We start from the raw sequence: 11620 nt of genomic DNA, 5'->3' as shown, positions 1-11620 counted from the left end.
GAAAAAATTCGTTTCAACTAATACACAAAATTTATTAATATTTTCAATTGCACTAATAACAGCAAAAAATCACCCGTAATTGGCAATTTTCCGTATTCCATGATTCATTCACGGGATAACAATTTACCTATAGTACCATGGTAAATTTTCACAAGAACATTAAGGTCATCTATACAAATACATTCATCAATCTGGTGAGCCATACCCCCGAGGGCTCCAAACTCAACTACTTCAGTGCAAATCTCTGCAATAAATCTACCATCACTTGACCCACCCTTAGTACTAACAGTAGGGCATAATCCAGTTATGGCTGCTGCTTGACTAGATATAACCTCTGACAAATATCCAGAAGGTGAATAAAAAGGAGCTGCTCCAGAAACCCACTTTCTGCTAATGAATGATACATTTGAATCATTCATCATATTTTCAATAGTTGATTTTATTTCACTCTCACTATGACTGGGGCAATATCTCAAATTAACCGATACAGAACATTCTCCGGGAACAACGTTATCAGCACCGACACCTGACATAATATTGGTAATTTGCAATGACGTTTTTTGAAAATTATCATTACCACAGTCCCATTGATGAGAAACAAGATTTGTCAAAAAAGGCAATGCATTGTGACAAGAATTATCAGCATCATCATACGACACATGACCTTGTTTGCCGGAAACAGTGAAGTGTAGCGTCAAAGAACCACGAGCACCGTTCTTAATTTGGTCACCGACGCGTACTAAACTAACCGGCTCACCAACAATACAAAAATCTATTGTAATCCCATTAGTTCTAAGCCAATCAACAACCCTAGCTGTTCCATTTATCGCGCAACTCTCCTCATCCGAAGTCACCAAAAAGCATATGGTACCTGGGTGATTGGGAAATTTAGAAACAAAATCTTCTGCTGCTACTACCAAAGCAGCCAAGCCGGTTTTCATATCACAGGCACCACGCCCATAAAGATAGCCATTACAAACGACTGGATCGAATGGATCAAAACGCCAAGATGAAGGCGACCCTACTGGAACTACATCAGTATGCCCAGCTAAACAAACGTAAGGAGGACCATTGCCATGAGTTGCCCAAAAATTATTCACATCTTCATAATTAAGCTGCTTGCATAAAAAACCTGACTCCTCAAGGCGAGAGACAATTATATCTTGACACCCTGCATCAACAGGAGAAACAGAAGGACAAGCAATCAATTTTTTAGAAAGCTCTATAACATCATTCACACTAGTCTCTTAAAAGTTCATTAAGAGCAACCATATTTCTCGTTTTATCGTCTACTGTCTTTACTATAACAGCACAAGAAATACCGCACCCACTTTTGTCAGGCAATGACCCAGGAACAACTACCGAGTACTCTGGAATTTGACCGCATGATATTTTTCCAGTAGCACGATTGAATATTTTAGTAGAAGAACTTATGTTAAGACCAGCACCTAGCACACTTCCACGTTTAACAACCACACCCTCTGCAACAACCACACCAGCACCAACCATAACATCATCTTCAATAATGACAGGACTACTCTGAACGGGTTCTATAACGCCAGCCATAACAGAATTAGCAGAAATATGACAACGTTTCCCAATTTGTACGCCGCCACCCAAAACTGCACCTATATCTATCATAGAATCAGAATCAACATAACAACCTACATTCACAAACGAAGGCATCAAAACTACACCGGGAGCTATGTAGGAACCAAACCTAGCAATAGCTCCTGGAACAACACGGCATTTAGAATCAATAAAATCATTCTCATTAAAACCTGAGAACTTAACTCCGCACTTATCAAAGTATCTAAAAATTCCGCTTTCTAACATGCGCATCGTCTGCACGCGAAACGATAAAGAAATAGCTTTCTTTATCCAATCATGGGTAATCCAAGAGCATCCGTCGTATTCTGCCAACCTTAATGACCCATCATTCAAAGAAGATAGAATTCGCAGAATACATTTTCGATGTTCATTAGTAATATTACCTGCCGTCAAAGTAGAACGCCTTGACCACAAATCGTTAATAACATCCTTATCAGAAAACATGATAATCCCTAAACATTAGAACAAACCGGAAGCGTTCATGGGAACAATACGAAAGTGAGTTATGAACAACCCCAAGGGATTAGTCTGAGAATCAAGCTCTGAAACTGGTGGTACAAGAAAAAACTCTACATGCATCATTTTATCTTTGCGACTAATAATTTTACCATCGCTAGTTACTGTCAATGTAAGAGTTAGATCAGCATGACGCAAAGTACCCTTTCCACCAAAAACAAGAGAACGAAATGAAACAGAACGCACATAACCTTTATCATTTGAAAAATTCTTACCAATCATATCTGAACGCACAAAGCGATACAAATCAGTAACAGCTTCACCCCTAACCCAAGCAGAAGCCAAAGACAAATTTTGTCTAACGCTACGAATATCTGCAGATAATAGTCTATCTACCCATAAACGAATAAAGTAAGACACATTGGAATCTTCAGGACGAAAAGGTCTAGCATGTAAAACCTTTAAGCTACCATCTGTACCTTCCACCAGAACAAATCTACCTTCATGACGCAAAGTAACCAATTTCCAGATTGTGATTGATTGAAAAATATTTGTCATCATCAGTAAAATTATGGCTAAGAAAATTCTCCTGTTAACAACTAAAGGAAGAACAAACGCCTTATGAAAAATCTCCCAAGATGTAAAAAATTTCATTACACGACAGACCCAAAATTTTTACTGAGAAACTACGTCTGAAGATAGAACTACTGAACTCAGGAAATAATAAGCATCATTCATCAGGGAATCACAATTCATCCCTGTAAATCCTGAAATACAGTAAATAGAAGTCAACGGAAAAGATAGTCGATCAGATAAATCAACCCTAATGCGGCGCAAATCATCTCCTGAACAACCCTCTGCTTTATTGCAAACCAACCAACGTGGTTTACTTAGCAATCCCAGGCTAAACCCTCCTAGCTCCTTCTCTATGGATCGAAACTCTGATTCTATAATATCCAAATCCATAGATGATACATCTAACATCTGAAATAACAGTCTAGTCCTCTGAATATGTTTCAAAAACCTCTGACCTAATCCCAACCCTTCGGAAGCACCATCAATTATGCCAGGAATATCAGCCATAACAAAACTGCTAAAACATCCGACTCGCACGACACCTAAGTGAGGATGCAATGTTGTAAAAGGGTAATCGGCAACTTTGGGAGTAGCAGAAGAAACACGACGTATAAGTGTAGACTTACCAACATTTGGTTTACCAACCAAACCAACATCCGCCATAACCTTCAATTCAAAGCGAATATTCAGAGATTCGCCAACTTCTCCTACAGTAGACTGACGCGGAGCACGATTAGACCCCGTCTTAAAATGCTCATTGCCAAACCCGCCACGTCCTCCACGTGCCAACATGAACTTTTTGCCGTTTGCATCCAAGTCACACAACAAAGCATCATTACCACCGTAAATGACAGTTCCCACCGGAACAGGAAGAAACACATCCTCAGCAGATCTACCATAGCAACTGCGGCTACCACCACGATCACCATTCTTAGCCTGACAATGTCTCTTGTAGCGGTACTCAATCAAGGTATTAACATTTTCATCGGCTACTGCCCACACACTACCACCACGCCCCCCGTTTCCACCACTAGGACCGCCCTTAGGAATGTATTTTTCTCGACGAAAAGAAACCATGCCAGCACCACCGCTACCAGCACTCACCTTAACGAAAGCTTCATCAACAAACTTCATGAGATAAAAATCAACATCAAGCTGCAGAAACTGAAACTATTTTCCTCTTAATCCTTCCGCCCACAGAAAATTTAACGTAGCCAGGAATAAGAGCAAAAAGAGTATAATCACGACCGACACCAACATTTGCACCGGCATGGAACCTAGTTCCACGTTGGCGAACGACAATGCCCCCGGCCTTAACAAATTGGCCACCGAACACTTTTACCCCCAGACGCTTGGACTCAGAGTCACGACCATTACGGGAACTACCACCCGCCTTCTTATGTGCCATAAAAACACCTCACAATTTTGCAACGACAACACAAATTACTATCCAATGCTATCAATACGAACTTCCGTATAGTTCTGACGATGTCCCTGTCTTTTTTGGTAGTGCTTACGTCGACGCATTTTAAAAATCCTCAACTTACCAGCACGACCAGCAGAAACAACTGTACCCTTAATTAGGACATTTTCCAAAAAAGGACGACCAACATCAATCTCTTTTTCCGAACGTTTGACCAGTAAAACCTCATCAAAACCGACTTCAGAACCAACTTCAGCATCAAGCTGCTCTACACGGAGAACATCCCCCACCGAAACACGGTACTGTTTGCCACCGGTCTTCAAAACTGCATACATAAATTTAAACTCCCGAGTTAAGCGCCTCCAACCAAGGTAACGTAACCGACCAAAACCACACGCTGTACGATTCTATGATAGGTTAGACTAAAAGGAAAGCCAACCAATACTTAAAAAGCACAGCTACAGCACAAGACAAAAAAATATTAACATGTCTCTTCCCTGAGTAATATGGGTAACGTCCGACAGTTCCCTAATCGTTATACGTTGCGAATCACAAGGATTAGCTATGTCACGGAATCATGATAAATTAGTAACCATCCAGGAATACATGCGGGAAGAGTTGCTACTTTTAGAGCGAGCCATAAAGAAACATATATCATCTGAAACAGAACAAATTCACAATGTATCCCAACACATCATAAATAGTGGCGGCAAAAAAGTTAGACCGTTGATAGTACTAGCTGTAGCTCGTGCTTGTGGTTACCGAGGAACGGAACATGCCGATCTTGCCGCAATGATTGAGCTTGTCCATGTCGCAACGCTATTGCACGATGACGTCGTAGATGAAGGATCGATGAGACGAGGGAAAAAAGCAGCAAATATTGTATTTGGCAATGCAACAAGCATCCTGGTTGGAGACTTTTTGTACACACGTGCTTTCCAAATCATGGTCCAAGCAAAAATATACGAAATTTTGTCCGTTATGGCCGATGCTACTAATAAAACCGCAGAAGGTGAGGTATTACAGCTTTTAAACCATAATCGACTTGACCTCAGCGAATGTAGCTACATGGAAATCATAGACAAAAAAACAGCTCAATTATTCTGTGCTGCAGCACAAGTTGGGAGTTTAATTGCTAAAGTTTCACCTGAGGAACAAAAACAGTGGAAATCTTATGGTCACAACATAGGAATAGCATTCCAGCTAATGGATGACATATTGGACTACACAGCAAATTATGATCTGTGTGGGAAAACACCGGGACAGGACCTATCGGAAGGAAAAGTAACCTTGCCAATCATCCATGCATTAGAAAAATCTTCCAATGAGGAAAAAAAGCTTATTTGCAGCATTATGTTACAAAAAAACATCAATGAATTAGCAAACATTAAAAACATTCTTATTAGAAATCGCTCACTTGACTATGTTCACCAACAGGCTGTTTCGTTTTCTAAAAAAGCTAAGGAAGACATTAACACAGTACCTGATTCACAATTCAAAGCAATATTGCTAGAATTGGCTGACTTTGCTGTCCACAGATGTAGGTAAGTTCATTCGGGGTGTAGCTTAGCCAGGTAGAGCGCTACGTTCGGGACGTAGAGGTCGGAGGTTCGAATCCTCTCTCCCCGACCACGTAGAAAGTTTGTACCTTGTCGGTCACAAAATTAAGGAGTTTTAGGCATGAAATTGGGTAAAAAGAACTTTATTGACCAAAGAAAAGAACAGAGCTCTTTAGATAAGCAATATGGTGAGTATGGAAGGCAATATGGAATGTACGGTCAACAGTACGGAACATATGGCCACCATTACGGAGCTCAGTACGGAGCAGATAAGGCCAAACAGAAAGTGCATTAGTAAGATGTCTTCCTCACGGGTAATTATTGGCTGGGCGCTGTTTGAAGATAGCAGCGCCGTCCTTTTTTACCCACCAGAGCCTCTTTCTTCTCTGTACCCACCCAAAACTTCTGGGATTTCTACTTGCCCTGCCGTTCAACACTATGAAAGACGTGTGTTTCATGTTAGGAGCCCATATACCTTCAGAATAAGGGCTATTTTTGACAATAAAAGGTGGTATTTTTACCCAATATATCCGTTTACAGAAATGCCGGAAAGCAGCTTATTTGATCGTATTCAATTCCAACCGCGGTCCTCATGGAGGGATCCGTCTAAGCCCGTGTTACAAATGTTACTGCCCTATGTTTTTGTTAGTGATGAGGACGTATTTTTGAATCAAATTGAGGCACCGTGTTTCAAAAGTCGAAGTTGGTCATTAATTTCTGGAAGATTTAACATTTATGAATGGCAACGACCTATAAATTGGGCAATTTCCTGGGTAGATACATCCATGGACATTATAGTAAGGCGCGGAGATGTTTTATTCAGTCTAATGTTTGAGAGCAATCACCCTGGAAGCAACGTATTACTGCACAAGATTCCTTATGAAGGAGATTTAAAAAAGTTAGTTGATGAAACCAAGGGAGTGAGCACCCAAACTCGCGGAACATTTGGGCTGTTTTCAATCCAGCGCCGTAAAAGGACCCCTATTTTAAGCACAGAACTTAGGCGCGATAAATGAAAAAGCATACTAAGTGGGACACTGATCACCACATGGTAGACATACTATTTGATGAAATTAGCCAAATATATCGAGTAGGCAACAACATCTGTCTACACATAGGAAGCGACTATGGGTCAGAAAGCGGAACCCACATACTGAAGAAGGAAAAAGCCAGGTTAATAATACCAGTAGACAGCATAAACTCGGTAGTAAACGATTTTGCAAGAAGCAGAACGCTACTGACGGAAGACAAAGAAGAGGAAGACCCACCTCCAACAGAAAACACAAACAAAGAAGAACGTCTAGGAACACCATTCTTGGTGGAAGAATAGGCGAACATGGTTGCGGGGGCAGGATTCGAACCTGCGACCTTCGGGTTATGAGCCCGACGAGCTACCAAACTGCTCCACCCCGCGTCTGCAACAGGATAGGAGATTGTGCATTTACAAGCTGTTTCTGTCAATAAATTTCTTCAATCAAGACAAATCGCGCTCAAATGCCCATAACCTAGGAACCCACGTCTATGATGAGTGGGCTTACATGGCAATGGTTTTTATCATTAACATTAACCACAAAATCGTATATCCGTACAACAATCAAAAAATTAGAACGATAAATTATCTCATCTCTCAGGCATCACGTGATCTGCTCATTATATGAATGGGTAATTTTTTGTTTCAAGTAAAGTAAGAACTTAGGTAATTTAAACTGGAGAATTATTTTAAAGTGCGAAGTAAATTATAAAATCCACACATCACCATATTCATATGAAATCAATATGCTAAGGATAGGAAACACTTCTCACAATGAGAACAAATATCATTGCATAGCAAGTATATACACTACTTTAATTTAGCCGAATAACAACGATATAATCATCAGACAATATTTATAAAAAAACAACAAAACAAGAATAAAATAAAATTTATTGTTCTTTATGCTTTGCTAAAATTTCTGCTACTGATAACTATTTTCCGTAAAAATAAAATTGACTACATAAATACGAGATCAAGATATTACTCTATTGTCGTTGATCTAAATATCGTCTACGGTATAGCTTGGTTATTTATTAATTTACCGACAAAACATATAACAATTATGAGTATAACCTGATACTAAGATGGTAATAGGGGAAACTACTAAATAACAAGGTGAACAAAATGTCTTCTAACGGTAGCATTAACCTTAATGGATCTCCAGATCAAAAATTTGACTTAGCATCCGAAGCAAGTTCTGGCAATCAAGAATCGGATGGAAATCCTCTTACTGCTATATCAATATTAGAATCTAGCGATCTCACTAGTTTTGACTCAGTAGGATTAGATTTAGGGAATACAGCTAAAAATAAAACTCCTATCTCAAAAGAGAAACAAGAAAAGATAAGAAAAGAAAAGGAAAGACAAGAAAGAGACAGAGTTTTAAAAGAAAAAGCAGAAAAGGTGAGAGAAATCACGGAAAAATTAAGAGAAAAAAATGAATTAAGAAGGGAACTAAAAGAGGCAAGGGGAGATAAAAACCCGTTCGAAATAGCGATAGAAGCCCAGAATGAAATTGATGAATCTTTCCAAAAAGATCTAAGATCACTACAAAGGCAACGTGATGTATGTTTCGGAGTAGGAATAGTATTCTTCATATTACTGATAGCAGCATTAACAGTAATTACACTCATAGCTCTACACATAATTTCCAATAATTTTCACAGTATCGATCTATCCAAAGTATGTTCGTGCATAGCAATTGGATCTGCTATGATTTCATTTATCATGTTCATAACAAACTTCTCATGCTCTCGTAACTTAGAAGCCTTTTCTGTATTCATAACTAAAGAATCTATTACAAATAAACTTGGCATTGAATCAAATTTACATATATCAAGAGAGGTAGTAAATGCTTTTAGATCTAGCCAAGGCACTGACGAAGTAAATTCATTAACGACACCGGGAATAGTTGAAAGTGCATCAGCCGTAACTGCAGAGATGATAAGACGAGGAAATGAAGTTAAAGCAATGACTGAAACATTAGATATTAGAAAAATGGAATTAGCTGCCCAAAAAAATAAAATTGATGAGCAATTACTGGAACTATATGGCAAACAATTAGAAATAGAAGAACAGAGAGTGATGTTAGATAAAAATAGAGAAACATTTGAAGTTTCTGCTGAAGCCGCAAACTTAACACTAAAAGAAAGAGAAAAAACAGTAGAAAATTCAGAAAGAGAAATAAAAAATAAAGAAGAAGTACTACTGAAAGAACAAGAAAAGATTAACAAAAAAATCAGAAGGCTAAGATCACAATACCCAGGAAAATTCGATTTTGAAGAAATTGACATAGACATCATGGTTACTAGCAAAAAACCTGCTCCAAAATTCGAATCACTGTCAAAATCTTGGTCTAACTCTATGAAGAATCTTTCTAGGTCAATTACATCAATGTCAAGTGCTAGATCATTAGGAAGATCATTTTCAAAAAAATACAATAAATCAACCTCCTCTAGTAGCGATAATCTTGTAAAAATAGTTAAAGCAAAATCCCATGATAGATATTCTTTTAATGCAGAATCATCAGATTTTGATCAATTATCATTTGGTGATGGAGTAACAGCACCATCCATATTTGGAGGAGATATATCAGACGAATCTCAAAAAGCCATGGGTAGTAGTATAAACTCCATTAATAATACCAGTGAAAAAAACGTTGTTCTTGGATCAAAAGTCAGAGCATATCTCGATGACAAATTACCGTCCGCAAGAACAAGAGATAGAAAAACTCATAGATCTGAAGGGTCTCATAGCTCTTCGGCATCCGAGACAAATAAAGGAAATGAAGGTGAACATAATACTGATATATCAAATACTCCCTCATTAGGAAGACCCATTTCAAAAAAACCCAATAGATCTGAATCTTACGGCAAAGGAGATCTTGATAGAAATAGATCAAAATCCCGTGATAGACGAAGATCTTTGAGAGAAGAAACACCATTTGAAACTATGGCATCTTATATGTCAACACCATCTATTCTTATAGGAAATAAATCAGGAGAACCTCAAAAATCGATTAAAGGCAGTAGAAAGTCCGTTAACGAAAATGGGGGAGAAAGTGATTTTAAAGCAATGGGCAAATCGCACCTTGGTGGTTCTAGGAAATCATTACATGTACCCAGAGAAATAGATAATGAAAGTGGGCGCTCAAAAAGATATTCTGATCCAAATAACGCCTCGAGTAATAATGGTATGAAATCCCCTAATGTTCAGGAACTTATTGGAACAATCGTCACCCATGGAGAAGTAAAAGCAGAGGAAGCAGTAGTAAAAAGAAGAACGCTAAAACCACCACATGTAGAAGCTGCTGCTGCCGAAAAACAACCAACAAAAAACAAAAAAGACAAGAGTGACAAAAAAGATAAGAAGGACAAGAAAGACAAAAAAGAAAGAAAAGGCTTATTTAAATATTTTAGTAAGAAAAAATAGTTTTATCTTGAATTACAGTAATTTAAGTAGAAAAAGATTAAGCTATTTTTAATTAGTCATAAATAATAGTTATCAACAAAGAAGCATATATTTTTTAGTATATCCATAAAAAATTAACAATAAAATAACTATGATATAAATAAAGTCTTACCATCATGCCTATAGTAAAAATTTAATAGAAAAATAGTAATCGAAAATCCTAATAGCATTATACCTAAAATTCATATACAAAGTATCGCTCCCACATAGATAAAATCTTTCCCGATTCAATAAATAAAATAAATTTCTGATAAGTGTGCATTAGCGGAATTTATATAAAAGATACTTATGAGAGGAAAAGTTTCATGGGAAATAGCGTGCATGGCAATAGTATTACACCAGAAGACTGGGACAGATCCACACCAAACCAAGAAAGAAGAAACTCCACATTAAGCTCATTGGCGTCAGAAAGTTCAGTTGATAGTTCAGATAGTTCGGATAGTTCGGTTGATAGTTCGGTGTATGGTTCAGCATATAGTTCGGTGTATGGTTCAGCATATAGTTCTATGTACAGTTCAATGGATTCATCAAGTTTGTCAAGCATTCCAGATGATTCGGTAAGCTATACATCAGAAAGTTTATCAGATTTAGATAGCATCGATTTATCTAAACTTAATTTACCCAATAATGATAAAATATTAAAAGCAATCATGATAATTACAGCATTAATAACAATTATTCTTATAGCTCTTTTTATTGCTATAGCCGTAATGAGGAAAAAATATACAATAAGATAAGTTTCATGTATTTCTGTAAGTTAGGCGCATATTTGCTCTTATGGATTGTTGATTTGATACCTATTATTACAGATCTACAATCGCAATTACCAAATGAATAAAAAATCTTAGTTTGTTGCCTTCAATGTAACATAATAGTTATTAATCATCACTTATTTGATAAAAAATTTATTAATTAAAGTTACAAAAGAGGAGAAACAATAAAGTTATCTATTGAAACACTAGTATGCATGTACCACTATATCATTTTAATCATCTATTGATATAGTGGTTATTATCATATAAATTGCTATAATTAAAAGCACTGCAACTGAAGGAAACGTGAACCATTTTCATAATGGTTATACTTTTATCATGATATAAAAAGCACTAAGGCAATAATATAACTACATTAATCACAAATGAAAAATCACCATAACCGCATCAAAAAACGACTGACAGCTTAAGTAATATGGCTTAATAGTCAAAATAAATTATTTATATAACATATAAATAATTAAAACTATAGACCTAAACAATCGACAAAATACTTAAAATTCTACAATAATTAATACACTTTAAAAATAATTCCTAGTTCGTATCACAGTAGCAATAAGCAAGGGTATAAAATTACTAGCCTAGGATAAAGTTTAAATATATTTTTACAATAAGATTAGCAGCAAAAATTATAATTCTGACAAAAAAGTCAATAATTTTATTTATGAACTAGATAACTCCAAAATAAGAAAGAATAATACCCCCTCACTTTAGATCC

The 11620-nt window shown here is 37.0% G+C and carries 12 protein-coding genes and 2 tRNA genes; 7 read left to right on the top strand and 7 right to left on the bottom strand.

Features of this window, described 5'->3' with window-relative positions; translation table 11 throughout:
• Positions 1-104: 104 nt before the first annotated feature.
• The 6 genes from dapE to rplU are packed head-to-tail and all read right to left on the bottom strand — an operon-like array spanning position 105 to position 4401.
• Positions 105-1238 (bottom strand): succinyl-diaminopimelate desuccinylase, encoded by a 1134-nt coding sequence (gene dapE / locus Arg41_RS03625; protein WP_092343002.1) that lies wholly within the window; start codon positions 1236-1238, stop codon positions 105-107.
• Position 1239: 1 nt separating this feature from the next.
• On the bottom strand, positions 1240-2055 hold the full coding sequence (locus Arg41_RS03620; RefSeq protein ID WP_092343003.1) for a 2,3,4,5-tetrahydropyridine-2,6-dicarboxylate N-succinyltransferase: 816 nt from the start codon (positions 2053-2055) through the stop codon (positions 1240-1242).
• A gap of 15 nt (positions 2056-2070) precedes the next feature.
• Entirely contained in the window at positions 2071-2721 is a 651-nt protein-coding gene (locus Arg41_RS03615) for a VirB8 family type IV secretion system protein (protein WP_092343004.1), read from the bottom strand.
• Between the two features lie 21 nt (positions 2722-2742).
• Entirely contained in the window at positions 2743-3777 is a 1035-nt protein-coding gene (cgtA, locus tag Arg41_RS03610; RefSeq protein ID WP_092343005.1) for an Obg family GTPase CgtA, read from the bottom strand.
• Positions 3778-3793: 16 nt separating this feature from the next.
• On the bottom strand, positions 3794-4051 hold the full coding sequence (rpmA, locus tag Arg41_RS03605; RefSeq protein ID WP_092343006.1) for a 50S ribosomal protein L27: 258 nt from the start codon (positions 4049-4051) through the stop codon (positions 3794-3796).
• 38 nt (positions 4052-4089) lie between these two features.
• Positions 4090-4401 (bottom strand): 50S ribosomal protein L21, encoded by a 312-nt coding sequence (rplU, locus tag Arg41_RS03600; RefSeq protein ID WP_092343007.1) that lies wholly within the window; start codon positions 4399-4401, stop codon positions 4090-4092.
• Between the two features lie 229 nt (positions 4402-4630).
• Here rplU and Arg41_RS03595 point away from each other — a divergent pair, with 229 nt between their 5' ends.
• The 5 genes from Arg41_RS03595 to Arg41_RS03580 all read left to right on the top strand — a co-directional run bounded on the left by Arg41_RS03595 (position 4631) and on the right by Arg41_RS03580 (position 6955).
• Positions 4631-5614 carry a polyprenyl synthetase family protein gene (locus Arg41_RS03595; RefSeq protein ID WP_092490485.1) on the top strand — a complete coding sequence of 328 codons (984 nt, stop codon included), beginning with the start codon at positions 4631-4633 and terminating at the stop codon, positions 5612-5614.
• A 7-nt stretch (positions 5615-5621) separates the two neighbouring features.
• A tRNA-Pro gene (locus Arg41_RS03590) sits at positions 5622-5698 on the top strand.
• A 48-nt stretch (positions 5699-5746) separates the two neighbouring features.
• A complete protein-coding gene (locus tag Arg41_RS07885; protein WP_157722258.1) occupies positions 5747-5920 on the top strand; it encodes a hypothetical protein in 174 nt (57 codons plus the stop codon).
• Positions 5921-5924: 4 nt separating this feature from the next.
• Positions 5925-6641, top strand: coding sequence for a hypothetical protein (locus Arg41_RS03585; RefSeq protein WP_092343009.1), 717 nt, complete (start codon positions 5925-5927; stop codon positions 6639-6641).
• The gene (locus tag Arg41_RS03580; RefSeq protein WP_092343010.1) at positions 6638-6955 is read left to right on the top strand and encodes a hypothetical protein; all 318 of its coding nucleotides are present in this window, start codon (positions 6638-6640) and stop codon (positions 6953-6955) included. The genes Arg41_RS03585 and Arg41_RS03580 overlap by 4 nt, the downstream gene beginning before the upstream one ends.
• 7 nt (positions 6956-6962) lie before the next feature.
• Here the strand turns inward: Arg41_RS03580 and Arg41_RS03575 are convergent.
• Positions 6963-7039 (bottom strand) — tRNA-Met (locus tag Arg41_RS03575).
• A gap of 744 nt (positions 7040-7783) precedes the next feature.
• On the opposite strand from Arg41_RS03575, the gene Arg41_RS03570 reads away from it, so the two are divergent.
• Positions 7784-10090: an AAA family ATPase gene (locus tag Arg41_RS03570; protein ID WP_092490484.1), complete on the top strand. Its 2307-nt coding sequence runs from the start codon at positions 7784-7786 to the stop codon at positions 10088-10090.
• A gap of 344 nt (positions 10091-10434) precedes the next feature.
• Entirely contained in the window at positions 10435-10866 is a 432-nt protein-coding gene (locus tag Arg41_RS03565) for a hypothetical protein (protein WP_092490483.1), read from the top strand.
• Positions 10867-11620: the final 754 nt, after the last annotated feature.

The organism is Candidatus Ichthyocystis hellenicum, assembly GCF_001460935.1.
GTDB lineage: Bacteria > Pseudomonadota > Gammaproteobacteria > Burkholderiales > 2013Ark19i > Ichthyocystis > Ichthyocystis hellenicum.
Note: the sequence above shows the minus strand (reverse complement) of the source record. Positions and strands in the feature narration are given on the sequence as shown.